Raw genomic sequence first — 25,892 nt, 5'->3', positions numbered from 1 at the left:
TGAATCAGGTAAGGTAAGCCCGCAGTAAAAGATAACGAGGAAAATAATATGTATTTACGACCTGATGAGGTGGCGCGCGTACTTGAAAAAGTGGGCTTTACCGTTGATGTAGTGACGCCGAAAACGTACGGCTATCGACGTGGTGAAAATTATGTGTACGTTAACCGGGAAGCACGTATGGGACGTACCGCATTAGTCATCCATCCCACGCTTAAAGAGCGCAGCTCTTCACTGGCGGAACCTGCGACAGACATTAAAACCTGCGATCACTACCAGCAATTCCCGTTGTATTTAGCCGGAGAGACCCATGAGCATTATGGTATTCCGCACGGCTTCAGTTCGCGTATTGCACTTGAGCGTTATCTGAGTGGGTTATTTGGCGACGTTAACGCTAACTAATAACGCGACTGGCAGGGCCAGTCGCGAAGAGGCGTGTCAGGCTTTAGCCTGGTGATAGCTGCTGACCTTAAACAGGCGGCGGCAATAATCAAGGAAGTAGCCGTATACTGCGCCCATCAGCATCGATACCACGATGTTCGAACTTACCGCAGCCGTAATCTGGTGCCAGTCCGCGCCAACCGTCAACAGAATAATCACGTAAACCGGCGACTGGAAGGTGACATAAGCCAGCACGTCCGCCAGGTTTTTTGCCCATCCTGCCTGCGTGGCTTTACGTGCCGCGCGCATAAACAAATCACGGTACATGCCGTATGGCCAGGCGATCAGAATATTGACAGGGATGGCCACCAGTCTGGAGTACAGTGACTGTTCAAAGCTCATTCCAGAAAGGAATATCTCGATCAACATGTTCACGACAGAACAATAAACAACCATCGCGAACGTGTCTGCTACAGCATGACGCAAGCGTGACTGCGGAGAGAACATGTTAATGCTCCTTGTAAAAAGGGGAAAAAAGGTTTTGAATACCTTCGCTGCTAGTGATTTGTCTTGCTGCTTTCGCGTTTCAATAGGATATCTGCCTGGATAATAACTAGCAACTAGCTTAAAATTTTTATTTATTGTCTTTTTTTCGATAAAATGCTCTGCATTGGTTTGATTTTTGTTCGTTTTGGTGTTTTCGTTGTTCTGCTGATTAAAAGTATTTTATATCAATAGGTTATGAAGACTTGTTTTTCTGAATTTTTTGCGCTCCTTTTCTGAAAGTTGACTGATGTTCAGAATGTGCGCGTGCCGGCCCTGGGCAATAAAGTGATGTGTTTATCAGACGATGCGCTGAGAGGTCATGCGAGTATATTTACAGTGACTATCCTGGGAATATAAAATATTTGATGTCAGGTTTCAGGATAGCCATTTAAATAACGGGATTGGCTATTTGTTTTATAATCTGCGAAAAAATTAGACTGGAAAAATAATAATCAGTTGCATACAATATTTAGCGTGATACCATTTTTACGTTAAAGAGGTTTTGTTAATATGAGTTCAATGTTAAAAAACTTAAATAATATCCGCTCGCTGCGTGTAATGGCACGTGAATTTTCCGTTGATGTGCTGGAAGATATGCTCGAAAAATTCAGAGTAGTGACTAAAGAACGCCGCGATGAAGAAGAACAGCTACAGCGCCAACGTGCAGAACAGCAGGAAAAAATTAATAATTTGCTGGCCCTGATGCAGGCCGATGGGATCAATCCGGAAGAGCTGCTGAGTATGACCCCAGCGACATCGCGGGCAGTCAAAAAACGTCAACCACGCCCGGCGAAATATCGTTTTACCGATTTCGACGGTGAAACAAAAACATGGACCGGACAAGGTCGGACACCAAAGCCAATTGCCCAGGCGCTGGCTGCCGGTAAATCTCTTGATGACTTTTTAATCTAATTATAAATGCGGTGAGGGTGACCTCACCGCCTGTTTTCAGCAAACGCCGAAATCACCGTCTTCGGTATATCGCGTCACGTCAGCTGCTTTCAGTGTGAATTTTTCACCGCTTTCATTACTGGCTTGTACCGCCACAATTTGATCTTCGTTGACTTCGACAACTTTCAGTTTAGGTCCGCCCATGCGTGGTTGAACCAGATCGCCAGGTTTAAACATATTGCGCTCCTTTATTTATCGCACAACTCACCATAGATCACGTCAATCGACGGGTACAGCGCTGTTTCAGGTATTACCGCTTAATGAGTACGCCGGTTCCAGGGCATTTTGTCCAGCAATCGCGCCATGCCGCAAAAGCCGGTGAGGCCAGCGAGTATCAGCCCGGCGCCCACAAAACCGCTCAGCAGGAAGAAGGCGCTGTTGACGGAGTATCCGAGAATGACGCCGAGTAAGGCAAGGCTACCTGCGGCTATCTGCACCTGACGCATCAGCGGCAGTGGTTGTGAACTGTCTTTTGCCACGGGTAAACCTGCGGCTTTCCAGCCATCGATTCCACCTTCCAGCAACCAGACCTGCGCAGGCGCGGCAATGGCGCTGAGTTTGTTCGCTGCATTTTGTGTGCGTTTGCCTGACTGGCAGTGAAAAATCACCTGCTCGGCGCGTAAATTCGCAGGCAACGATCCCTGCTCAAGCGTGGGTAACGGTGCCAGATGCGCCTCAGGAATATGCTCGTGCAGATACTCGTCGGCATCGCGGATATCAATCAGTTTCGCGCCTTGCGCGACCAGCGTCTGCGCCTCGCGCGGGGAAATCTTCCCAATGGTCATGATGGCTCCTTATGGGCAATACAGTGTTTTTAATGTGGCGATCAGCGAATTCACAGCCGCATTTTTAATGGAATAAAGGATGCGCTGGGCATCGCGCTGGCTGTCTATCAGACCTTCTTCACGCATACGCGCCAGATGCTGGGACGTGGCGGAAGGACTCAGTCCGGTAGCGCGTGCTAACTCGCCCGCGCTGGTACCGGGCGAACCGCAGAGCATGCACAAAATCAGCAACCGCTTCGGGTTACTCATCGCTTTAAGCAGAGCGGCAGCCTGTTCAGCGCTGGCCTGGAGTTGTTCAAGTTCAGTCATATGTATTTAAGTATAGTCTAAATTAAGTAAATTCTAAAATAAAAAGCCAACGTACGCCAGCGTAAAGAGCGTAAAGGAGGGTAAAACAGCAGGGGAAGGCTGGCGGATTTGAGTAGAATGGCTACTCTTAGAGATAAAATCTCTTTTTAAACAATGATTAACTTTTTGCTTGTAGGGAGTGTGTATGGGTTTCTGGAGAATCGTTTTTACTATTATTCTGCCCCCGCTTGGCGTACTGCTGGGAAAAGGATTCGGCTGGGCGTTTATCCTTAATATCGTTCTGACGCTGCTGGGCTACATTCCTGGTTTGATCCACGCCTTCTGGGTACAGACGCGTAATTAATACTTCCTTTCATAAACGGCGCATTTGCGCCGTTTTCTTTGCCGTCCTCTCTCCTCTGCTACACTTCCTGGTGTTGCTTGTTAATAACCGAGGTGGATATGGGACTCTTCAATTTTGTGAAAGATGCAGGTGAAAAACTTTGGGATGCGGTCACCGGAAATCATGACACGGCCGATCTGGCGAAGAAGGTGCAGGAACACCTGAATAAAACCGGCATCCCTGATGCAGATAAGGTGAACGTGCAAATTAACGAAGGCAAGGCCACCGTTTCTGGCGATGGATTAAGCCAGGAAGCGAAAGAGAAAATCCTGATTGCGATTGGTAATATCTCCGGTATCGCCAGCGTGGACGATCAGGTTAAAACCTCTGCACCCGCGAGTGAAAGCCAGTTTTATACCGTGAAAGCGGGCGATACCCTGAGCGCTATTGCCAAACAGGTTTACGGTAACGCTAACCTGTACAATAAAATATTCGAAGCGAATAAACCGATGCTGAAAAGCCCGGATAAAATTTATCCCGGGCAGGTGTTACGTATTCCGGAAGAATAATGATGTGCGGGCTTATTCCGTCAGCAGCTTGCCGGACATCGCCTGTTGAATAATTGGAATCGGCGTCAGCAGGTGCTGGCGCATTAATTCGCTGGCGCGCACGGCATCGCGTGCCAGAATCGCTTCGGTCAGTGTTTGATGCTGATCGTGTTTATCTTCCAGCATCTCGACTGACAGCACCGTTTTACGTAGCCAGATAAACCGGTAACGTGCCGCTAAATCAAACAATCGTTCGCGCATTTGCAGCAGATATTGGGAACCGCAGCCGGCGACAATCGCCGAGTGAAATGCCTGATGGCGCTGATCCCATTCATCAAGCATCTGTTCACTGGCGTCCACAGCTTCAAGCTTACTGAGCATATGCGCCCGTGCCAGAATCTCCGCTTCCCAGGCGTCGTCGCCGCGTTCGATAGCCAGTGCAACCAGCATGGCCTCCATATTGGCGCGGGCATCGAAAATATCGAGCAATTCCTGCTCGGACATCGGGGCGACACGATATCCTTTCTGATTAACCACCGTGACCAGTCGCTCCGCCACCAGCTGTGAAAGCGCTTCGCGCAGCGGTCCCACGCCAAGCTCATAGCGCGAGGTCAGCAGGCTCATACGCAGTTTCTCATCAGGCTGATAAATACCGCGGATGATGTCGTTCTTTAGCCAGCGGTATCCATCAATGGCCGTCGGTTGGGGAATGGCGGTCATGGTCTTACTCCTGAATAAATGTCCCGGCGTGCGCCGGGAACAGATTTAATGCGTATTTTGCAAGGGTGCTTTTTGCCACGATAGCAGTTTTTTCCAGCGTGCCATAATGGGCACCGTGCAAATAATTCCTATGGCTAACAACCCGGTAGAGATAACCTCCAGCTGTTGCGCTGGGCGAAAGAGCATAACCACCAGCACAAAGATAATAAAGGCGATAACCAGCCAGGTCAGCCACGGATAAAGCCACATTTTCAGTTTAATTTCACCGCCTCGCGCCAGCAGAATTTTGCGCATCCGCAGTTGGGAAATCGCGATCACCAGATAAACCAACAGGGCGATGGCGCCGGAGCTGTCGATCAGGAATTTAAACACTTTGGCCGGGGCGTAATAGTTGACCACCACGGTGAGGAATGCCGCCCCCGTAGACAGCAACACCGCCACGTAAGGCGTTTTACTGCGGTTAGTTTTCCCCATAAAGGCGGGGGCATCGCCACGACGGCTCAGGGAATAGAGCATACGGGATGAGGTATACAGCGCGGAGTTCAGGCAACTGGTCACCGACAACAAAATGACGAAGTCCATGATCAACTTCGCGTGTGGGATATGCAATAACTCCAGTACCGAGCGGTAAGAACCCACTTCTTTTAGCCCCGGCATGTTCCATGGGATCAGTGCCACCACCACGAAAATGGAGCACAGATAGAAGATGGAGATACGCCAGATAACCGAGTTGGTGGCGCGGACGATGTGTTTATCCGGGGTATCGGACTCGGCGGCGGCGATGGTAACAATCTCTGCACCCATAAAGGAGAACATGGTGATCAGCATCGCGCTGAGTACGGCGCCAAAACCGTTCGGCATAAAGCCGCCCTGATCCCACAGGCGTGAAACGCCGCTAACCTCAGCATAAGGATAGAAACCGCTAATCGCCACCGAGCCGAGGACAATAAACGCCAGAATGGCAATCACTTTGCACAGCGCCAGCCAGAATTCGAATTCACCGTAATTTTTGACGCTCAGCAAATTACTGCCGGTTAATGCCAGCGTGATAACCAGAGAAAATAACCAGACAGGTATGCCTGGGATCCAGGAATGCAGAATGATGGCGGCAATATTGGCCTCCAGTGGGATAACCAACACCCAGAACCACCAGTACAACCAGCCGATGGTATAACCTGCCCATGGGCCAATGGCTTTATCGGCGTAGGTGGAGAAGGAGCCGGTATCCGGGGTGGCGACGGCCATTTCGGCCAGCATGCGCATAATCATCACCACCAACAGTCCGGCAAACAGATAAGCTAATAATACCGCGGGACCGGCTTCTGCAATCGCCACGCTTGAACCTACGAATAAACTCGCGCCGATAACCCCGGCAATAGACAGCATGGTGACGTGGCGTGATTTCAGCCCGCCCCCTAAATCATGTGATTGTGACACTTGCCCCATCTTGTAAACCTCTCGAAAGTATTTCACTTGGGAGAGCACCCCGGCATTCCCGCGCCGGGGCACGCGTATTATTGTTATTGACCCTATGTGCCGGATGGCGGCTCCGCCTTATCCGGCCTACGGATTGCTTTTTTGTATAGTTAGCCCTGCTTCGCCTCAGCAAAACACTGGGCGATGATATCCAGCCCCTGGCGAATTTGCGCATCTTCAATGGTCAGCGGGACAAGGATGCGCAGCACGTTGTAGTAAGGCCCGCAGGAGAGCAGGATCAGCCCTTTATCACGCGCGCGCGCCACCACTTCTGCGGTCAGCTTGGCGTCTGGTTTCGTATGGTCGCCGTCTTCGAACAGTTCGATGGCGATCATCGCCCCCAGCCCACGCACGTCGCCAATTTCGCGATGCGTTTCGGCGATAGCCAGCAGGCCTTCGCGCAGGGTTTGCCCCAGTTCGTTGGCCTTTTGCAGCAGATTTTCCTGCTCGAAAATGTTCAGCACCGCCAGCGCGGCGGCACAGGCAATCGGGTTACCGGCATAGGTACCGCCCAGGCCACCCGGCGGGATAGCGTCCATGACGTCGGCGCGACCGGTTACCCCTGCCAGCGGGAAGCCGCCAGCGATAGATTTGGCGAAGGTGGTAAGATCGGGCGCAACGCCCATCTGCTCCATGGCGAACAGCGTACCGGTGCGGCCCGCGCCGCTCTGCACTTCATCGGCAATCAGCATGATCCCGTGTTCGTCACAAATGGCGCGCAGACGCTGCATAAATGCCGGGGTGACCGCGTAAAAACCGCCTTCGCCCTGGACGGGTTCAATGACGATGGCGGCAACGTCTTCCGGCGCGGCATCATTTTTGAAGATGCGGTGAATACTGGCGATAGCATCATCTTCACTGATGCCATGCAGCGGGCAAGGAAAAAGTGCGCGATAAACATGGCCCGGCATCAGCCCCATTCCGGCGGAGTACGGGTTGACTTTCCCGGTCAGCGACAGGGTGTAGTGGGTACGGCCATGATAAGCGCCGCTGAAGGCGATCGTACCTGTACGTTTGGTGGCGGCACGGGCAATTTTCACCGCGTTTTCCACGGCTTCAGAACCGGTGGTCACCAGCAGGGTTTTCTTGGCGAAATCGCCCGGCACTTTCTTGTTCATGATTTCGCACAGCTCCAGGTAGGGCTCATAGGCCAGCACCTGGAAGCAGGTATGCGACAGTTTTTTCAACTGCGCTTCTACCGCAGAGACAATCTGCGGGTGCAGGTGACCGGTATTCAGCACCGCAATACCGCCAGCAAAATCGAGGAATTCGCGGCCTTCAACGTCCCAGACCCGGCAGTTTTCTGCCCGCTCGGCAAAAATAGGGTGGATCTGTCCTACGCCACGGGGAACGGCGTTGCTGCGACGTTGCATGAGTTCTTTGTTGGTGCTCATCAGGTGTTCTCCAGTATTTGTTTTATTAAAGGCCGATACACATATATTTGATTTCTAAGTAGTCTTCGATTCCGTATTTCGATCCTTCACGGCCAAGACCGGAGGCTTTGATCCCACCAAATGGGGCGACTTCGTTGGAGATGATGCCGGTGTTAATCCCGACGATGCCGTACTCCAGCGCTTCGCCAACGCGGAAGACGCGGCTTAAATCACGGGCGTAGAAATAGGCTGCCAGGCCAAACTCGGTGTCATTGGCCTGGGCGATGACGTCAGCTTCGTCTTTAAAGCGAAACAGCGGCGCCAGCGGGCCGAATGTCTCTTCTTTGGCAACCTTCGCGTTGGCAGGTACATCGACCAGAATGGTGGGCTGGAAGAAGTTCCCGCCCAGCGCATGAGGTTTACCGCCAGCGATAATGCGTGCGCCTTTATCCAGGGCATCGGCGATGTGCTCCTGCACTTTGGCGACCGCTTTCTCGTCGATCAGCGGCCCGGTGGTGACATCTGGTTGCAGACCATCACCGAGGCGCAGCTTGCTCACCGCCTGCTCGAGTTTTTCGGCAAACTGGTCATATACGCCGTCCTGCACGTACAGACGGTTGGCGCAGACGCAGGTTTGCCCCGCGTTACGGAACTTCGACGCCAGCGCGCCTTCCACGGCTTTGTCGAGATCGGCATCGTCAAAGACGATAAACGGCGCATTGCCGCCCAGCTCCAGCGACACCTTCTTGATGTCTTTGGCACACTGTTCCATCAGCTGACGGCCAATTTCGGTGGAGCCGGTAAATGACAGTTTGCGCACCAGCGGGTTGCCGGTCAGTTCGTTGCCGACCGCGCTTGCTGAACCGGTCACCACGCTGAATACGCCAGCCGGGATGCCGGCGCGATTAGCCAGCTCAGCCAGCGCCAGTGCGGAATAGGGGGTCTGGCTGGCCGGTTTAAGCACCATGGTGCAACCCGCCGCCAGTGCCGGACCGGCTTTGCGAGTGATCATCGCCGCCGGGAAGTTCCACGGCGTAATCGCGGCGGTAACGCCGATCGGCTGCTTGATGACGATCAGACGCTTATCAGCCTGATGGCCGGGGATCGTGTCGCCATAAATGCGTTTGCCCTCTTCGGCAAACCACTCAATAAATGAGGCGGCATAGGTGATTTCGCCTTTGGCTTCCGCCAGCGGCTTACCCTGTTCCAGGGTCATCAGACGAGCAAGATCGTCCTGATGTTCAATCATCAGGTTGAACCAGCGACGCAGAATATTGGCCCGTTCTTTGGCGGTCAGCGCACGCCAGGCGGGTAGAGCGCGGTTCGCCGCGTTTATGGCTTCACGGGTTTCATCCGCCCCCATTTTCGGTACGCTACCCAATTGCTGACCATTGGCGGGATTCGTTACTGCGATGGTCTCGCCGTTGTTGGCGTCACGCCAGTTGCCGTCAATCAACGCCTGTTGGCGAAATAAGGTTGGATCGTTTAGTTGCATAATTACTTCCTGTCTTAATCATGTTAACGGGTGAATGCGGCGTGTAATGTCTCCACGCTACGTGCCGCACGCAGCGTGCGTCCGGGATTACTCTGGCTCTCCAGCAGCGCATGTACTTTGCCGACAATATGCGCACCGATAGGGAGCGCTGACGTTGCTGCCGGAGAAGGGGCGTTGCAGGTATGAATGGAGCGTGGCGTAGTGACAAACAAGAAATCGTCGATCAGCTTGCCGTCCGGCGACACCGCCTGCGCCCGCACGCCCGCAGGCCACGGTTGCAGATCTTTCTGCGTCAGACTCGGACAGTACTTTTGCACCAGCCGTAGATAGCCGCTTTTGCACAGCGAATTCTTCATTTCGCCAAGCCCGGAGCGCATGTTGTTTTGCAGCACGCGGCGGATGCCGGAAGAGCCGAAGATCTCCAGCGTATCGCTGAGTGAGAAATCGCGTTTACGGTAACCTTCGCGTTTAAATGCCAGTACCGCGTTGGGTCCCACCGTGACGCTGCCATCAATCATGCGGGTGAGATGCACACCGAGAAACGGCATCGCCGGATCGGGGATCGGGTAGATCAGATGATTGACTATCTGGTTATGTTCTGACGCCAGACGGAAGTATTCGCCACGGAACGGACAGATGATAAAGCCGGGTTCAACGCCGAGCATTTTCACCAGTCGATCGGCCATCAGGCCGGAACAGCTTATCAGCGTTGCGCCTTCATATTCGTGCCCCTGACGGGTATGGACGATCACGCCCGCGGCGTGTTCTCTCAGCGCGCTGACCTCGGCGTTGTAAATAATCTCACCGCCCTTGGCCTGGAAAATCTTCGCCATCGCGGCGGTTACTTCGCGGTAGCTGACGATCCCGCTCGACGGGACGAAAATGCCGCCCAGCCCGGTAATGTTGGGTTCACGCTCGCGTAGCTCCTGCGCATTCAGCCATTCGCGCTCCAGGCCGTTAGCAGCGGTGCGATCCCATAGCGCGCGCATACGCTCCATTTCCAGAGCGGAGGTGGCAACCAGCATTTTTCCGCAGACGTCGTAGCGGATGCCGTTTTGGTCGCAAAAGGCTTTGGTGGCGCGATTTCCGGCCAGGCAAAACTGCGCCTTCAGGCTGCCGGGCGTGTAATAAACCCCGGCATGAATCACGCCGCTGTTATGGCCCGTCTGGTGACAGGCCGGGCTGGACTCTTTTTCCAGCAGCGCGATTCTGGCGTCCGGATAGACATCAATCAGTTGCATGGCGGTCGACATGCCGATAATGCCGCCGCCAATAATCACAAAATCATACATCCGCTTTTTTCCTTCGCCCTTACTGATGGGTCTGGTAGTGGTTGCTCGCGTAAGCGAAATAACCACGCTGGCGCATCAGTTCGCGGCGCAGGTCAGGATGCGAGGTGAAGCGATCGCGGCCGTGCAGCCAGAACAGGTTGTTGATCAGCAGGAATTTACCCACGGGAACCGGAACGGAAATAATGTTCTTGCTGGTTTCCAGCGCATCGGACAAGTCGCTCAGCCAGACGCCTTCTTCATAGTCTTTCGGCTGGACGAACTGGTCGATGTAGCGCATTACCGGGCGGCCCTGCTGGTCAACGTCAAATACCGGATGGAACACATCCTTGCTGACGTTTTTGCTTGGCGGCGCGGCAAAGCGCATCGCGCGACGCGCCAGCGGATGGGTAAAGTACTGCTCCAGATGTTCCCAGTCGTCGAGGTGCAGCAGCAGCGAGTTACCGCCGGTCATGTTCTGCTCGTCGATCTTCATCATCAGCACGTAATCGGTGATTTCTTCAAGGTAGGTTCCGTCGTTATGTAGCTCCATAACACGGTGCGGCTGGCGCAGATAGCTGTCTGAGTTATCGACGTTTTTCACCACAAAACGGGCATAGTATTGACCGCTCATCGCATCAAAATTGGAGCGTCCGATCAGATGCGCGACCGCCGTCGCCAGTTTGACCATTTCTTCAGCCTGGGCCACATCATCCACGCCGACGGCGTTGATCAGCAGCGCGCCTTCGGCACGATCGAGCAGCGTTTTCAGCAGCAGGGGCTGCAACTGGTTGCCGCACAAATCATCGAGGATCTTGCCCACTTTGAAGCGCAGGAAAGATTTGTATTCCAGGGCCTGCACCGGCCACTGCGCGACGGCCTGTAGAAATTGCTCAGTGGTCTCGGCAGAAAAAGTCAGCTCCAGCAGACGTGGAGACTGGACTGATGGTTTCAGTGTGAAACCTCTGTAGTGCTGAGCTGGATCTTCAGCGTTCGGTTGTACGGCAGTCAGTGCGTTCATCAAATCGATCCTCTCAGTAGATTGTCAGGGAGATATGGCGCAGCTCGTTTCGTAGCCATAAATTAAAAATATCTACATTTTTGAAAAACGCGCACACAATGAGCTTGTTTGTTTCTTATTTGTGATCAAAAACAACAATTATTTAACATTGCAAAAGGTGAGGATTTAGAGGCTGGATGGATACTGAGTGGCTATTTCAGGGGCAAAAGCCCCTGATTTTAAAGAGGAAGATAAGGTGTATTAATGTTCCAGGGCGATGGCGCAGACGTGTTCCACATGAGTCAGATCGTGATATAAGTCGGGCAAGGTCATCTTTTGACGAATTACGATTTTGAGATTAACCTCAATTTTGCCCTTCTTGATATCCCTGATAGTGATGTTTTCGATAATGTTTTTCTGTTGATGAATGCGGGTTATCAGACTTTCTACAGCGTTTCGTTCATCAAGAATAACCCGCACTTTCACTTTTCCGGGAAACTGGTTTCTGGTCTGTAAGAAGATAATGAATGGGCTTAGTTTGATCGCTAATAAAAATAAAGCCGTGGCAAAAACAGCATGAAAATAAAAACCGGCTCCGCAGGTGATTCCCACCCCTGCAGATGCCCAGACAATTGCCGCAGTCGTGAGACCAGAGATAGCATCGTCGTGTCGGTGCAGAATGACTCCCGCACCGAGAAAACCAACGCCGCTGATAATCTGCGCCGCCAGGCGCATAGGATCGCTACGGATATTCATCGAAATTTCTGCATAGTATTCAGCAGATTGTATTGATACGACAGTTAATACACAGCTGGCTACGGATAAAATAACGCAGGTTTTGAAGCCGACCGGTTTCCCTTTCGATTCTCTTTCCAGGCCAATAATGCCACCCAGAATAAATGCAATACTGATTTTGATGATCGTAGTTAAAGGCAACAATCCTTGCTCATTGATGATGGCGGCCAGATTATTCATGCAATTACCTTAATGAGAGAGTCTTTAACGATCAGGAGTTTGCTTTTTTCAATGTGAGGTCCGTTTTGCGTTTCGAAATATCGTCCCGGAAGAAAATCAGGAAGAATACGCTGACCACTGCGGCAACGCCTGCTGAAACTAGCCAGAATGTTTCCCATTGTGGCAACGCCTCTGGACCTTGTTCCGTCACGGTGTTGTTAAAGATTTGCCCGCATACGGTGGAGGCAAATAGCAGACCAACGCCGTTGGAGACGATAAATCGCAAGCTTTGGGCTTGTGCTTTAATCTCTGGCGCTGCTTTACGGTCAACATAAATGTCGCCCACGGTAAAGAAAAAGTCCCAGCAGAATCCTTGTAACATCAGGCCGATCAGCACAAACATCATATTGGCATCCAGCGAAGCATTAGCAAATAATAGTGTGCGGATGATCCAGCAGACGGCGCCTAACATCAGCGTGATTTTGAAGCCAGCTTTCAGTAAGAAGAACGACAGCAGGAACATGAAAATGACTTCACAGGCGATGCCAACCTGCATCATTGAGGCGGCGTTATCGAATCCAAGCGCTTTTAAAAAGACCGGGATATAGGCGGAATAAGCCGTTTTGGGGATCATCAGGACAAAAATACTGAGCATCAAAACCGAGAAACTGCGGTCTTTGAAGAGCGCCAGAGCATCCAGACATAACAGATCGCGAAGCGTAAACACGCTTCCTTTTGCTTTTGGCGGGGTATTTGGCAACGTAAAACAGTACAGGCCGAGAACAACACCGGAGGCCGACGCAATATACCAGGTGATGGTATTTCCAGAATAACCCATTTCACCAATGATAAAGCCGATGACCATAAAGCCAAATGTGCCGAATACACGAATAAATGGGAAATATTTTACTCCGTTAATGTGGCTGAAACTGATACTGTTCGCCAACGCAGTTGTTGGATAAAACAGCAGACCAACCAGGAAAATCATGGTTAACGTCATACCTGTGTTTTGTGCCTCAATAAATTGCGGAACAAACAACAGTACACCTGCATTAATTAAATGCAGGATCGCCATGACTTTTTGTGACGCAAAGAAGCGGTCGGCGACCATGCCAATAAATAGCGGGGAAAGAATAGTCGCCAGGCCAAGCAAAGCATAGGATGAGCCAATAATTGTTGCCATACCATAGGTGCTCAATACCAGCCCCATGGTCATATTCCAGGCACCCTGCATGAAATATTGTATGAACATCATAATCAACAGGCGTGGTGTTTTATTAAGGTCCATATTGCATATCCTTACTGGTTGATGCTCAGGTTAAGCCCGTCCCAGGCGACAAGAATGTTCTCTTTGTCGCATGCCGCAACGAGATCGTCGTGCAGCAGACCTCCGCTGTGTGATATATGCGAGACGATAAGTTGGCTATTTTTCTCAAGGCAACCGAGTTCCGCAAGCCTGTCTCTGGCGGCGAAGACGGTTTCCAGACTCATGTGGTTATTTGTACGATTATCACCATTAAAACCGTAGGTGCACTCCAGGACAGTCAGATCGATTTTTTTCCCTTTCAGCCATTGCCATGTGAGCTCAGGAAACCAGCCTGAATCATGTCCGTAGAAAATTGACTGGCCTTCTTTTTCAATAAACCAGGTATAACAAAGCTCCCACTTGGCATGGTTAGCCAGCAGCGGAGTGATGCGGTATCCGCGAGTTTCAACGGTCACGAAGGGCACCAGGCAATGAAAAGCAAATCTTTCAGCGCTGTAGCCTGGTAACACTTCCGCAGCACCGTTAATTGCACGGTCATTACCAAAAATGTGCAACGGATGAGTAATTTCAAATCCATACCCTTCCATACGGCTAAAAAGATCGCCGACGTTGAAATGATCGGGATGAGTATGTGTGAACAATAGCGATCTGATCTCTGTTGCGTCCAGGCCATCTCGCAGCAGTTGTTGGCTGAATTCAGGCGCCACGTCAATGAGCAGTTCATCGTCGATAATCGCTGAAGAGTGTGTGCGTAAGTCTTTACTTTTACGAATGCGGGCTTGCTGGCAGTGCTCACAACGGCAAAAAGGATTGGGGATCCCTTCTGATGCAGCGGTACCCAGAAAATGAATCTTCATGTTTCCCTCTTAATGACAAATGTGATTGTTGTTTTTTTTAGACGTTTATGTAATAAAACGTAATTGGAACGTGTCAATTATGGTTCCGGTATTTTATATGAACAACGATCTTTTGCCTCAGAAGTGATCCTCTTCAAAAATTATAAAATTTATACATATATTTCATTGTATTAATTTTTTTTCGTGCATGAGGTGTGTCTATCGATAGCGTCAGGCTTTTATTATGACATGCTTATAAAATGCACTTTTTAATATTGTAACGTTCAAATTTTAGTGCTGAAGATAGTTTCCTGATGAGCGCCGTGCTAGCATCAAAGCATCAGGAGAAGGATGTAAAAATGCCAACTATCAAAGACATAGCAAGAATTGCCGGTGTGTCGCATGGGACTGTCTCGAATGTGCTCAATGGCAGAGGGAATGTAAGCGTCGAGAAGATTGAAGCGGTTCAACGTGCAGCCCGAGAAGTTGGCTATCAGTTGAATGCGCAGGCGCAATCGTTGAGAGCCAGCAAAAGTCAGGGAGTGGCATTGATTCTGCCCGACATCAATGCCGAACAGTACTTTCAACTCTATCGGGGATTGCATCAGGTTTGGCAGCCTTCATTAAGCGAACCGATCGACCTTTACCTGACCAACGATCTGCCTAATCTTGAGCTGGAGATTCTGCAAACGCTGGCGGCAAAGTCTTATCAGGCTGTTGTCTCGGTCAGTTGCCTGAATGACAGTCAGCCCTATTACGACTTGCTCAGGCTTTCCCCGGAAAATATTTTGTTTGCATATCGCCAGCCTGTTGGCGCAGTTTGTTATTTTAGCCTTGACTATGTGACTGCAGGCGAAGAAATAGCGAGGAGGGCGCTGGCGCAGCAGCCGGGCCATATTGGTGTTTTTTGCGAACGTCTGGAATTTTCCCATAGCGCGAGCTTTACTCAGGCGATACAGGAAACCTGCCGGGAATTAAGTCCGCATACGAAGCTTACGATTTTACCTGCACATGCCAGTGAAGCTAACACCGTCGCTTTTGACTTTTTTCGCGGGGCAATTCCCGATCTGTTTATTGTCCAGGACTCTGAGAGAACGCGAGCACTGACGCAAGCAGCCTGGTTTGGTAGCTCCCAGTCCTGCCCGCCGATATTGCAACTGAGTGATAATCTCCCTGCATCCTTCGACGGGATCACCAGCTACCAGATGGATTATGGTCGCCTGGGGACAACTATTGCCTCCAGTATTCGCCTGCCTAAAAGTAAAGAAAAGCATCGTATTCTGACAAATTGCGGTTTTTCCTGGAATGGACAGTACGTGCCGCCGCCTGAAACAGAGGCGACGCTGAATATGTTAATTTTACCGAGTCCTTCGACTGATGCGTTGAAGAAACTATTACCCCACTTTTATCGCCAGACCGGTATTAAGGTAAATCTTGCGGTTTATCCCTATGATGAAGTTTTTGAAATCCTCTCCCACCTTCATCTACATCCTTATTACGATTTACTGCGAATCGATATGGCGTGTTTTCCGTGGTTTGCAGAGAAAGCACTCTTGCCGCTGGAATCCGTCTCTTCTGAGCTTCCATTGCTGTTGGAAAATTTCTCTGAGCAAATTCAACAGCACTTCAGCATGGTGAATGGGACCGCATGGGCAATACCCTTTGATGCCAGTATGCAGCTTTTGTTTTATCGACGAGATCTGTTTGAAGACGCGACGATTAAACGGATGTTTTATGAAGCAACGGGAAAAGAGTTAACGCTGCCAGAGAGCTTTGCGCAATTTGATGAGATAGCGGCTTTCTTTAGTCAATTACATCAGCCAGAAAACAGACAGCGCCCGATGGGAACAGCGGTGACGCTGGGAAGCTCGGGGCTTATTGCTACCGAGTATCTGCTGCGTTACTACGCGCTCGGTGGGCGTTTGGTGCGCGAAGGCGAGCCGGTACAACTCGAGCCTTCACTTGCCGCAACTGCACTCGAACAATATCTACAACAGCTTTCTATCGCCGTGAATCTGCCCGGTGAGTGGTGGAGTGACGCGGTAAAACAGTTTGAGCGTGGAAATCTTGCCATGCTGATCATGTATCTCAATTTGTTCAACGATGTGGCGCACACGGCCATAGCGCCCACTATTGGCTATGCTCCCGTTCCGGGGCAACTTCCACAATTGGGGGGCGGTTCCATTGGAATGTCCCGCTACAGTAAAAAGAAAAAACAGGTTGAGCAGTTCTTTCATTGGCTTTATTCCGATGAAATTGCGCGCCATCTGGTTTTGCTGGGAGGAAATAGCGCCTGGTCTGGAATATGTCACGATCAAAACGTTCTCAATCTCTACCCGTGGTTTAATTTATTGAATGAAAAAGGCATGACGGGAATAAGGGAGTCTGAGGGAAGTAAAGGTGAACCTTTCAACCTGCGCCAGGCAGAGATTATTATCGGGCAAGGTGTGACGAATGCAATTAACGGCATTATGGATGTCACTCAGGCCGTGGAATATATTAATGCGCGAATAAGAAACGAAACGGGTGCCTCTTACTGATGACGTAAGAGGCGAGGTCATGCTTTTATCAGTAACCTACTTTATAAGTACGCCCGGTTTGGATGCCTTCCACGCTGCGGCGATAGGCGTTGGCAACGGTAGCGGCCGGGACGCTTTCAAACCCCGGAAAGAAATCGTCGTAGGCTGCGGCGGATTCACTGAGCACGGTTGGGCTAATCAGGTTGATACGCAGCCCACGCCCCAGCTCACAGGCCGCCGCGCGAACAAATCCTTCCAGACCGGCATTGATCGTTGCCGCATTCGCCCCCTGCGCGATGGGTTCATGGGCGATGATGCCGCTAATGAGCGTAATTGAGCCGCCATCATTGAGAAAATGCTGCCCGGTTAATGCCAGACGAATCTGGCCTAATAGCTTATCCTGTAACCCCTGGTTGAAGTTCTCGTCGGTCATCGTCGACAGCGGCCCAAAGAACAAATTGCCGGTGGCGGAAACGATCGCATCTACCCGTCCGACTTTTTCAAACAATGCCCCGACACTCTCCTGGGAGGTGATATCAACCTGGTAATCTCCCTGCGTGCGGCCCACACGGATCACTTCATGTTTACGGCTTAATGCTTCCGTAACTGCACGACCCACCGTACCGCTGGCACCAACAATAACGATTTTCATAACCACCTCCGCAATAGTGTGAGCCGCTATTCTTTAATGAAAATGAAATCGGATAAACTGGCCAAAAGTTAGATGATTACTAACCAGAGGTTTGCAATATGGATAAACTGCGCGGCATGGAAACGTTTATCGCGGTGGTGGAGAGCGGGAGCTTTACCACCGCGGCCACGCGACTGGGAATGTCTGCGGTGATGGTAGGGAAGTATATCACCCACCTTGAAGCGCAACTCGGTACGCGCCTGCTGGAGCGCAACACACGTCGCCAGAGTCTGACCGATGCCGGTCGTGTCTATTTTGAAGAAGCCCGGCGTGTGCTGGAACAGGTGTCGATAGCCGAACGCTCAGTGGAGCGTCTGCGGCTGGCGCCTGCGGGGACGCTGCGCATCAGCGCGCCGACCTCTTTTGGCGCCTGCGTTATCTCGCCGCTGGCCGCCTCGTTTTTACAGGCCTGGCCGGAAGTGCGCATTGAACTGGATCTGACCAATCGGATGGTCGATCTGGTGAATGAAGGGGTTGATCTGGCGATCCGCATTGGCGATATCCATCAGACTGATGTAGTGGCGAAATACCTGTGTCCGTACCGTATGGCGATTTGCGCGTCACCGGATTATCTCGCTCGTCATGGCACCCCCTTCACGCCCGCGGATCTGGTGGATCATTTGTGCCTGTCCCACACCGTGTGGACGGCCCGCAACGAATGGATGCTACCGGGCGCGGGGGGCGAAGTCAGATGGAAGCGCGATGCGATCCTGCGCTGTAACGATGGTCATGGCCTGCGTATGGCGGCAGTGGCGGGGGCGGGGCTGTTGTTACAACCGGAGGTGCTGTTGGCGGAAGAGTTAGCTACTGGCAGGCTGGTGCGGGTGCTGGAGGCGTTTACGCCGCAGCCACGACCCATTCATCTGCTGTGGCGGCAAGATTTGCGTGCGTTGCCGAAGCTGACGCGGTTTGTCGAGCACGTTCTTAGTGCAGTTCAGGAATTAAGATGAAAATGCCGGATGGCCAGCGCCATCCGGCATATTACTAACCGATATCCACCTGCGGTTTGCTGTTGCGCTTACGGATCAGGCGCAGCACCGGCGGGATAACGATAACCAGTACCGCCATCACCAGCAGCACTTTCGCTACGCCGCTGGCCCACAGAATATCCATGCTGCCGTTACTGATAGACAACGCCCGGCGCAGGTTCTGCTCCAGCATTTCCCCGAGAACGAAGCCTAAAATCAGCGGCGACATCGGGAAGTGCATCTTACGCAGAATGTAGCCCAGTACGCCAAGGGCGACCATCAACACCAGATCAAAGGTTGTGCTGTGAACGGCGTACACGCCAACCGCGGAGACTGCCGCGATAGCCGGTACCAAAAACCACAGCGGGATGGTCAGCATACGAGTAAACAGGCCGATCAGCGGGATGTTCATCACCAGCAGCATCACGTTGGCAATCAGTAGCGCCGCAATCAGTCCCCAAACGATATCAGGCTGCTCGGTGAACATCGCCGGGCCAGGGGTGATGTTGTACAGGGTCAGCGCGCCCATCATCACTGCCGTGGTGCCGGAGCCTGGAACGCCGAGCGTCAGCATCGGAATAAAAGAGCCACAGGCCGAGGCATTGTTTGCGGCCTCAGGTGCCGCCACACCGCGAATATCCCCCTTGCCGAAGCTGTCGCTGTTGCCGCTGAGCTTTTTCTCGGTCATGTAGGTGATAGCGCTGGCAATGGTGGCGCCTGCGCCAGGCAGAACGCCGACGAAAAAGCCAATCACCGATGAACGCAGGGTGGCGCCCACGCACTGTGCGCCTTCTTTGGCGTTGAACAACATGCGGCCTGTTTTACGCACCAGCGTCTGGCCGCTGCTGGTATGTTCCAGCATTAACAGTATTTCTGAGACAGAGAACAACCCAATCACCACCACGATAAACTGCACACCGTCGGAGAGATGAACGCTGTCAAAGGTAAAGCGATAAACCCCGGTGTTGGCGTCCACGCCGACGGTCGCGAGGCCGAGACCGATAAGCGCTGCCAGAAATGATTTCAGCGGATTTTGCGCCATCATGCTGCCGAGGCAGGCAATGGCGAAAACCATTAAGGCGAAGTATTCGGCCGGGCCGAAGGACAGCGACCATTGGGCTAACGCTGGGGCAAACAAAATGATGCCGCCGATAGCGATAAGCGAACCAAAGAATGAGCTGACCGCCGAGATAGAGAGCGCAACGCCGCCACGCCCTTGCTGCGCCATCGGGTAGCCATCCAGCGCGGTCATAATCGCTGCCGCATCGCCGGGCACGTTCAGCAGGATCGAGGAGATACGCCCGCCGTATTCACAACCAATGTAGACCGTCGCCAGCAGGATCAACGCAGATTCAGCCGGCAGGTGCAAAGCGAAAGCCAGCGGCAGCAGGATCGCCACGCCGTTAATCGGCCCGAGGCCGGGCAGCAGCCCGACGATGGTGCCAACAAAACAGCCAATCAAGGCGATGACCAGGTTTTCCGGCGTCATCGCCACCGCGAAACCCTGAGAAAGATAAATCCAGGTATCCATCGTTTCTCCGTTAACCCAGCCAGGCGCCGAGTGGTAAGGTGACGTCAAGCAGCCGGTCGAAGGCATACCACAACAGAATGCCGAGTACCGCGCCGGAAATACCCGCAGCCGGAATGGTTGCGCCGAACAGCATGCCAATCACCACGGTGAGAATGGCGGTGGCGATGGGAAAACCGAGCCATTCAAAACCCCAGGCGTACATCAACAGAACAATCACCATCGTCAGCAGCTTTTGCAGCACATGGCGGCGAGGCCAACTGATGGTGTCCGGGTGGCGCAACAGCAGCGCCACGGCGCATAACAGCATCAGACTGATAATGCCCAGCGGAAAGGGACGCGGGCCAACCGGCTCATAGCTGTATTCGCTGGTGATTTGCCAGGCCACGAACAGCCCGGCTATACAGAGCAACAGCCAGATACCTGCAAAAATACGATCGCTCATCATCTTTGCCTCTGCGCTTATTTCGCCAGACCGAAGGCTTTCGCCTGCTCACGATAATCCGTGACTTGCTTCTTCACGTACTCGTCGAGCTGCTTACCGCTCATGTTGAATTCGAACAGGCCGCGGAGATCGCGCTGCTTTTTAAATTCCTCAGTCTGCTGGAGTTTGTTAAAGGCATCGACCCACCACTGGTATTCGGCATCGCTGACTTTTGGTCCAACGTAGAAGCCACGAATGATTGGCCACACCAGGTCGTAACCCTGCTCTTTGGCCGTTGGCACATTGGCTAACTGACCCGGCAGGCGTTCTTCAGAGAACACCGCGAGCACGCGGATTTTGTCGCCGCTGAGATAAGGCACCATCTCGCTGAGATCGCCGGAAACTACCTGCACGTGATTGCCCATCAGCGCGGTAACCGGTTCGCCGCCGCCCTCAAAGGCCACATAGCGCATCTTGTGCGGATCGACGTTGGCTTTTTGCGCCAGCAGCGCCGACTTCATCCAGTCCTGACTACCGATTGAGGCACCCGCGCCAATAACTACGCTGTTAGGATCTTTTTCCATTGCCGTCAGCAGATCTTTCAGCGTCTTCCATGGTGAGTCCTGGCGTACGGCTATCATGCCGTAATCCGTGCCCACGCTTGCCAACCAACGCACGTCATCCACGCCATAGCGACCAAATTTACCTTGTGACAGGTTCAACAGGGAGCCGCCGGAGAAAGCCACCACGGTACCCGCTTCAGCCGGGCGTTGAGCGACGATTGCGTTATAGGCCACAGCGCCAACGCCGCCGGGCATGTAGGTTACGCGCATTGGTTTTTCGATAGCGCCGGTTTCCATCATGCTCACCTGAATCAGTTTGCAGGTGAGATCGAAGCCACCGCCGGGTTTCGCTGGGGCGATACATTCGGTGCGCGATGGCGCTTGTTCTGCCAGAACAGAGGTACTCATCAGTAAAATGCTTGCAGTAAGGGTACGAAGTAATTGTTTTTTCATTGTTTATCCTCACACCGGAAAACCGGATTTTCGGGTACGGAAGAAGATTTTTGTGATTATGTGAGCCGATGTGTAGCAGTTCGGTTGCGTGATTGTTAAAACATTAACCTTTCAATTCCCTTTCAATGCGGCAGAAACTTTACAGGATGTGATATGCGTCTCTTATTAGCGGAAGATAACCGTGAGTTAGCTCACTGGCTGGAGAAAGCGCTGGTGCAAAACGGTTTTGCCGTCGACTGCGTTTTTGATGGCCTGGCGGCCGACCATCTTTTACATAGCGAAACGTATGCGCTGGCGGTGCTGGACATCAATATGCCGGGGCTGGACGGTCTTGAAGTCGTCCAACGGCTGCGCAAGCGCGGTCAGACGCTCCCCGTTCTGCTGTTGACGGCGCGTAGCGCGGTGGCCGACAGGGTGAAAGGGTTAAACGTCGGGGCCGATGACTATCTGGCAAAACCGTTTGAAATCGAAGAGCTTGATGCCCGGCTGCGGGCTTTGCTTCGTCGCAGCGCGGGGCAGGTGCAAGGCATACAGCAACTGGGGGAGCTGGCGTTTCACGATGAAGGCTATTTTATGTTACAGGGACAGCCGTTGGCGCTTACGCCGCGTGAACAGGCTCTGCTGACGGTGCTGATGTACCGTCGCCTGCGTCCGGTTTCGCGCCAGCAGTTGTTTGAACAGGTTTTCAGTCTAAGCGATGAGGTCAGCCCCGAAAGTATCGAACTGTACATCCATCGTCTGCGTAAAAAACTTCAGGGAAGCGATGTGCGCATCGCCACGTTACGTGGTCTGGGCTATGTGCTGGAGCGTAGCGATGAAGTGGGTTAAGCCCCAGTCGTTGTATCTGCAACTGCTGATGTTTCTGGGATTACCGCTGCTGTTGCTGTGGGGACTGTCGGCATTTAACAGCTATGTCAGCGCGTTACAGGCGGCGACGCAGGCGTATGATCGGACCCTGCTCTCGTCCGCCAGAACCGTCTCTGAGCGGTTAGTGGTACGTAATAAACGACTGGAAGTGAATGTGCCGTGGGTGGTGTTGGACAGTTTTGAACTGAATATGAATGACAGGCTGTATTACAAAGTGGTCGACCCGGCGGGGAAGGTGATATCAGGTTATGACGATTTACCTGCGATGCCGCCTGCAACCTCGCGCACCCGGCTTTATCCGGCGCTGGCGTGGTTTTATCACACTGAATATCGCGGCGAGGCAATCCGCGTGGCACGTCTTCTTCAGCCAGTCAACGAGGGCGGCATTACCGGTATGGCGGAAATTTATGTCGCTGAAACGCTGCAATCGCGGCGTTATCTGGCGCGACAGCTGCTGTTCTCCTCGTGGGTTTCGCAAGGACTGCTGGTAATGCTCACGCTGGTGCTGGTTGGCTGGCTGCTACGCCGGGTGCTACGTCCGATGCGCCAGTTGTCATCGCTGATGGTGCGTCGTGAGCCTGGGCTGCTGACGCCGTTGCCGGAGCTGTTGCCGTGGTCGGAAACCCGTCTGCTGATTGTGGCATTCAACCGCTATCTGGACCGACTTCGTGGCCTTATCTCTCGTCAGGAACGCTTCAGCGCAGACGCATCCCATCAGCTTAAAACGCCGTTAGCGGTACTGAAAACTCAGGCGGCGGTAGCCCTCGCCAGCCCGCAGCCTCAGCAATGGTTCGAGAGTTTACAGGCCATGAGCGTGACTCTGGATAACACTATTCAGCTGACGGAAAGGCTGCTTCAGCTGTCGGCAGTGAAGCGCAAAGAGCAGGAAGAAAAGCACTTCTCACCGGTTAATTTGTATGAGGTGGTGCAAAGCAGCTGTTTTACCCGGCTGGCGCAGGCGCGCAGTAAAGCTATCGATCTGGGTTATGAGGGGGAACAGGGCGCGGTGTGGATTGAGGGCGATGAAGTCCTGCTCGGCGAGCTGTGTGGAAATCTACTGGATAACGCCCTGAAATACACCCCTGCGCATGGGGTGGTGACTGCCCGACTGCAGCGTGAAGGCGAAGCCGTGGTGCTGATGATTGAGGATAGCGGGCCAGGTATAGATGACCAGATGGTTCATCAGGCGATGCTACCGTTTCATCGACTTGATAACGTTGGCAATGTCCCTGGCGCAGGAATTGGTCTGGCGCTGGTTAACGACATTGCTCGCTTACACCGGACGCATCCGCAGCTGGCACGCAGCGAAACATTAGGTGGGTTAAGCGTGCGGGTGCGCTTTTTAAGCGTTGCTGCCTGATATGTTTTTATTGTGGCACCCGGCACTCAAATATAATTAAAAGTAATTAACTTTGTTATTGTTGCGTTTTTAAATATCACTATAAGGTATTTTTTGTTATTTAATTACAGCGTTTAGCCACAATGAAAAGTGGGTTCAGAATAAATCAAGCAAAGCCGTAGTGAAATTTGTCATACATAAAACGTTTTTTCATAGACTATGTTTTGTTAATTGTCAATGATGATTTTGTTGTAAAAAATGAACTTTTTTGATTTGGTGGTTAAAACTTTTGTTGCATTAATTTTCTTTAAAATCATAATGATGAGAACGAGCTGGTGGTTTGTGTCACACTAATAAACATTATTTTTTACATTTACTGACAATGGGTCATTGCGTTTTTTAGACTTGTGATATAATTAGCAACATGAAATGAGAAAAAAATAATTAAATATCAATAGATAATGGGCTGAGATATGCTAAAAAAATCGCTAAAGATTAGCAGTCAAGGATATCCAGTCTTTTTAAAACTGGTTGATTTTATCGTTATTAATGTGACGCTAATTTTTAGTGCCCATCTGCTGGGGTTGATGCCATTTAACACCATTGCTATTCTGAGTATTCTGTTTTCAGTCTTTTTTTTGCTGTTTGCTGAATATATCAAGATTTATCAGCAAAAAATTAAAACGATTGGTTTACGTAATCAAAAACGGTTACTTTTTTGTACGCTGCTGGCTATTTTTTTTAACGAGCTGGTGAGTATGACAGTGGCAGAACCGGCGTCCCTCGGTTACTTAGACAGGTTACCTTCGCCTTTTTATTCTGCCATTATTTACTGGTACTTCATTCCATTACCTTTTCTTTATTACATTCGCTTTTTTATTTTTAAATATTCAACGAAAAAGAGTATGCGCGTGGCGATTATTGGTTTGACCGACAATGGTCTGGCCGCGGAAAGCGCGTTACTGTATGAGTACGCCAATATCAAATTGGATCTGGCTTTTTATGATGAGCGGGCGTTATCGCGCTGTGGCGACATCGTTGATAAGATCAAAAGCCCCTTTCGTGGCCCGGTGATTAATCTGGTTGAGGAAGCCCGACTGGGAAATATTGACGAAATATATATCGCTTTACCGATGGTGGCGCTGCACCGCATCCGCCATTTCCTGGCTATGATGTCAGACACCACCGTAGATACCTATATTGTTCCTGACTTTTATACCTACAGCAACAATATGTCCAAACTACGCTCTATCCACAACCTGCAAACCATTGGTATCTTTAGCTCACCGTTTGAAGGGGCGGGTTCGTTTATTAAGCGGGCGGAAGATTTGGTGCTTGGCAGTATCATTATGCTGATGATTTCGTCGCTGATGTTGGTTATTGCTATTGGTATCAAACTCACTTCGCGTGGGCCGGTTTTTTTTAAACAAGACAGGTATGGCCTGAGTGGGCAAAAAATTAAGGTCTGGAAATTTCGCACTATGCGCGTTATGGAGAATTCCGGGACGGTAATTCAGGCCACGAAAAACGATCCGCGGGTGACGAAATTCGGTAGTTTCTTACGCCGTACATCGCTGGATGAACTTCCGCAATTTATTAACGTATTGCAGGGAAGTATGTCGATTGTTGGTCCCAGACCCCATGCGGTTACGCATAATGAGCAGTATCGTAAACAGGTCGAAAATTACATGATCCGCCATAAGGTAAAGCCTGGCATCACCGGACTTGCGCAGATTAACGGTTTTCGTGGGGAAATCGATGCGCTTTATAAGATGGAAAAACGGGTTCAGTACGATATTGAGTACATTCAAAACTGGTCATTATGGCTGGATATAAAAATTATCATTAAAACCATTTTCAAAGGATTTGTCGGTAAGAATGCATACTAAATTAATCGTTATTACCGGAATCGTGATAACGCAGTCCGCATGGGCTGATTTAACACCGAAATCACACATAGGCTTTGCGGGGATCGACTTCCAGGGCAAGGTTGCTGTGGATTATGGTTATAATGATAACGTGACCTATCAGCCACATAACAGCGATGCTGTCGGTTCCTCGTTTCAGAGCGCAGCGCCAGTGCTGAGTATGATCGGCGAGCGCGGTCAGGATAAGTATTTACTGATGTACTCTGGGGATTACCGTAACTACTCGAGCGATTCTGCTGATAACTACACCGATCATTTTTAATGAGATGGTCACTCCCTCCTTCCCGGTATTATGCTGAGGACAGGCTTTCATTCGGAGAACTATCATGGAAAACATTGCGCTCATTGGTATCGATCTGGGTAAAAACTCTTTCCATATTCATT

Annotated in this window: 26 protein-coding genes and 1 pseudogene; 10 read left to right on the top strand and 17 right to left on the bottom strand. The window is 51.4% G+C overall.

The features are described from left to right. The first annotated feature begins 48 nt into the window (after positions 1-48). The gene (locus OOJ59_RS18495) at positions 49-399 is read left to right on the top strand and encodes a DUF2002 family protein (RefSeq protein ID WP_038632969.1); all 351 of its coding nucleotides are present in this window, start codon (positions 49-51) and stop codon (positions 397-399) included. A gap of 36 nt (positions 400-435) precedes the next feature. On the opposite strand, the gene alaE is transcribed toward OOJ59_RS18495, so the two are convergent. Beyond that, positions 436-885, bottom strand: a complete 450-nt coding sequence (alaE, locus tag OOJ59_RS18490; protein WP_003037259.1) for an L-alanine exporter AlaE — start codon at positions 883-885, stop codon at positions 436-438. Positions 886-1,434: 549 nt separating this feature from the next. On the opposite strand from alaE, the gene stpA reads away from it, so the two are divergent. Beyond that, complete coding sequence (gene stpA, locus OOJ59_RS18485; RefSeq protein ID WP_038632963.1) at positions 1,435-1,836, top strand: DNA-binding protein StpA; 402 nt, start codon at positions 1,435-1,437, stop codon at positions 1,834-1,836. Positions 1,837-1,872: 36 nt separating this feature from the next. Here stpA and OOJ59_RS18480 read toward each other — a convergent pair whose 3' ends face one another. The 3 genes from OOJ59_RS18480 to OOJ59_RS18470 form a co-directional block, all read right to left on the bottom strand. Continuing rightward, positions 1,873-2,052 carry a hypothetical protein gene (locus OOJ59_RS18480; protein ID WP_038632960.1) on the bottom strand — a complete coding sequence of 60 codons (180 nt, stop codon included), beginning with the start codon at positions 2,050-2,052 and terminating at the stop codon, positions 1,873-1,875. A gap of 80 nt (positions 2,053-2,132) precedes the next feature. Beyond that, positions 2,133-2,660 carry a rhodanese family protein gene (locus OOJ59_RS18475; RefSeq protein WP_160956070.1) on the bottom strand — a complete coding sequence of 176 codons (528 nt, stop codon included), beginning with the start codon at positions 2,658-2,660 and terminating at the stop codon, positions 2,133-2,135. 9 nt (positions 2,661-2,669) lie between these two features. Then, entirely contained in the window at positions 2,670-2,969 is a 300-nt protein-coding gene (locus OOJ59_RS18470; RefSeq protein ID WP_006687216.1) for an ArsR/SmtB family transcription factor, read from the bottom strand. Positions 2,970-3,153: 184 nt separating this feature from the next. On the opposite strand from OOJ59_RS18470, the gene OOJ59_RS18465 reads away from it, so the two are divergent. Beyond that, positions 3,154-3,312: a YqaE/Pmp3 family membrane protein gene (locus OOJ59_RS18465; protein ID WP_038632951.1), complete on the top strand. Its 159-nt coding sequence runs from the start codon at positions 3,154-3,156 to the stop codon at positions 3,310-3,312. Positions 3,313-3,410: 98 nt separating this feature from the next. Beyond that, entirely contained in the window at positions 3,411-3,860 is a 450-nt protein-coding gene (gene lysM, locus OOJ59_RS18460) for a peptidoglycan-binding protein LysM (protein ID WP_038632949.1), read from the top strand. Positions 3,861-3,872: 12 nt separating this feature from the next. Here the strand turns inward: lysM and csiR are convergent, their stop codons facing one another. From csiR to OOJ59_RS18415, 9 genes are all read right to left on the bottom strand, one after another. Next, positions 3,873-4,559, bottom strand: a complete 687-nt coding sequence (gene csiR, locus OOJ59_RS18455) for a DNA-binding transcriptional regulator CsiR (RefSeq protein WP_038632944.1) — start codon at positions 4,557-4,559, stop codon at positions 3,873-3,875. A gap of 45 nt (positions 4,560-4,604) precedes the next feature. Further along, complete coding sequence (gabP, locus tag OOJ59_RS18450) at positions 4,605-6,005, bottom strand: GABA permease (RefSeq protein WP_160956071.1); 1,401 nt, start codon at positions 6,003-6,005, stop codon at positions 4,605-4,607. A 140-nt stretch (positions 6,006-6,145) separates the two neighbouring features. Beyond that, entirely contained in the window at positions 6,146-7,429 is a 1,284-nt protein-coding gene (gene gabT, locus OOJ59_RS18445; RefSeq protein WP_038632940.1) for a 4-aminobutyrate--2-oxoglutarate transaminase, read from the bottom strand. Positions 7,430-7,454: 25 nt separating this feature from the next. Then, positions 7,455-8,903, bottom strand: coding sequence for an NADP-dependent succinate-semialdehyde dehydrogenase (gene gabD, locus OOJ59_RS18440; protein WP_069324593.1), 1,449 nt, complete (start codon positions 8,901-8,903; stop codon positions 7,455-7,457). A gap of 23 nt (positions 8,904-8,926) precedes the next feature. Beyond that, positions 8,927-10,195 carry an L-2-hydroxyglutarate oxidase gene (gene lhgO / locus OOJ59_RS18435; RefSeq protein WP_160956072.1) on the bottom strand — a complete coding sequence of 423 codons (1,269 nt, stop codon included), beginning with the start codon at positions 10,193-10,195 and terminating at the stop codon, positions 8,927-8,929. 19 nt (positions 10,196-10,214) lie between these two features. Next, positions 10,215-11,192: a glutarate dioxygenase GlaH gene (gene glaH / locus OOJ59_RS18430; protein ID WP_038632931.1), complete on the bottom strand. Its 978-nt coding sequence runs from the start codon at positions 11,190-11,192 to the stop codon at positions 10,215-10,217. A 240-nt stretch (positions 11,193-11,432) separates the two neighbouring features. Beyond that, on the bottom strand, positions 11,433-12,146 hold the full coding sequence (locus OOJ59_RS18425) for an MgtC/SapB family protein (RefSeq protein ID WP_038632928.1): 714 nt from the start codon (positions 12,144-12,146) through the stop codon (positions 11,433-11,435). A 31-nt stretch (positions 12,147-12,177) separates the two neighbouring features. Next, positions 12,178-13,413 carry an MFS transporter gene (locus OOJ59_RS18420; RefSeq protein WP_038632926.1) on the bottom strand — a complete coding sequence of 412 codons (1,236 nt, stop codon included), beginning with the start codon at positions 13,411-13,413 and terminating at the stop codon, positions 12,178-12,180. An 11-nt stretch (positions 13,414-13,424) separates the two neighbouring features. Next, the gene (locus tag OOJ59_RS18415) at positions 13,425-14,249 is read right to left on the bottom strand and encodes an MBL fold metallo-hydrolase (protein ID WP_110497071.1); all 825 of its coding nucleotides are present in this window, start codon (positions 14,247-14,249) and stop codon (positions 13,425-13,427) included. Between the two features lie 338 nt (positions 14,250-14,587). On the opposite strand from OOJ59_RS18415, the gene OOJ59_RS18410 reads away from it, so the two are divergent. Continuing rightward, positions 14,588-16,768, top strand: a complete 2,181-nt coding sequence (locus tag OOJ59_RS18410; RefSeq protein ID WP_199963996.1) for an extracellular solute-binding protein — start codon at positions 14,588-14,590, stop codon at positions 16,766-16,768. Positions 16,769-16,796: 28 nt separating this feature from the next. Here OOJ59_RS18410 and OOJ59_RS18405 read toward each other — a convergent pair whose 3' ends face one another. Beyond that, positions 16,797-17,405, bottom strand: coding sequence for a short chain dehydrogenase (locus OOJ59_RS18405; RefSeq protein ID WP_325099910.1), 609 nt, complete (start codon positions 17,403-17,405; stop codon positions 16,797-16,799). A gap of 92 nt (positions 17,406-17,497) precedes the next feature. Between OOJ59_RS18405 and OOJ59_RS18400 the strand changes: the two genes are divergently transcribed. Further along, positions 17,498-18,388 carry a LysR family transcriptional regulator gene (locus tag OOJ59_RS18400; RefSeq protein WP_085048892.1) on the top strand — a complete coding sequence of 297 codons (891 nt, stop codon included), beginning with the start codon at positions 17,498-17,500 and terminating at the stop codon, positions 18,386-18,388. Positions 18,389-18,422: 34 nt separating this feature from the next. Here OOJ59_RS18400 and OOJ59_RS18395 read toward each other — a convergent pair whose 3' ends face one another. From OOJ59_RS18395 to OOJ59_RS18385, 3 genes are read right to left on the bottom strand one after another with little or no spacing between them, the layout of a single operon-like run. Then, the gene (locus OOJ59_RS18395) at positions 18,423-19,937 is read right to left on the bottom strand and encodes a tripartite tricarboxylate transporter permease (RefSeq protein WP_069324599.1); all 1,515 of its coding nucleotides are present in this window, start codon (positions 19,935-19,937) and stop codon (positions 18,423-18,425) included. 10 nt (positions 19,938-19,947) lie between these two features. Next, entirely contained in the window at positions 19,948-20,382 is a 435-nt protein-coding gene (locus OOJ59_RS18390; protein WP_087856208.1) for a tripartite tricarboxylate transporter TctB family protein, read from the bottom strand. Between the two features lie 14 nt (positions 20,383-20,396). Further along, positions 20,397-21,374: a Bug family tripartite tricarboxylate transporter substrate binding protein gene (locus OOJ59_RS18385; protein ID WP_038632908.1), complete on the bottom strand. Its 978-nt coding sequence runs from the start codon at positions 21,372-21,374 to the stop codon at positions 20,397-20,399. A gap of 153 nt (positions 21,375-21,527) precedes the next feature. Here OOJ59_RS18385 and tctD point away from each other — a divergent pair, with 153 nt between their 5' ends. The 4 genes and pseudogenes from tctD to OOJ59_RS18365 form a co-directional block, all read left to right on the top strand. After that, positions 21,528-22,202 (top strand): transcriptional regulator TctD, encoded by a 675-nt coding sequence (gene tctD, locus OOJ59_RS18380; protein WP_038632905.1) that lies wholly within the window; start codon positions 21,528-21,530, stop codon positions 22,200-22,202. After that, complete coding sequence (locus OOJ59_RS18375; protein ID WP_085048893.1) at positions 22,189-23,601, top strand: sensor histidine kinase; 1,413 nt, start codon at positions 22,189-22,191, stop codon at positions 23,599-23,601. The genes tctD and OOJ59_RS18375 overlap by 14 nt, the downstream gene beginning before the upstream one ends. A 452-nt stretch (positions 23,602-24,053) precedes the next feature. Beyond that, the gene (locus tag OOJ59_RS18370; protein ID WP_038632899.1) at positions 24,054-25,469 is read left to right on the top strand and encodes an undecaprenyl-phosphate glucose phosphotransferase; all 1,416 of its coding nucleotides are present in this window, start codon (positions 24,054-24,056) and stop codon (positions 25,467-25,469) included. Then, a pseudogene (locus OOJ59_RS18365) lies at positions 25,459-25,767 on the top strand (capsular biosynthesis protein); the annotation flags it as partial. The gene OOJ59_RS18370 and the pseudogene OOJ59_RS18365, both read left to right, overlap by 11 nt. Positions 25,768-25,892: the final 125 nt, after the last annotated feature.

The sequence above is a fragment of the Citrobacter sp. W9 genome, assembly GCF_026719375.1.
Lineage (GTDB): Bacteria > Pseudomonadota > Gammaproteobacteria > Enterobacterales > Enterobacteriaceae > Citrobacter > Citrobacter werkmanii.
Note: the sequence above shows the minus strand (reverse complement) of the source record. Positions and strands in the feature narration are given on the sequence as shown.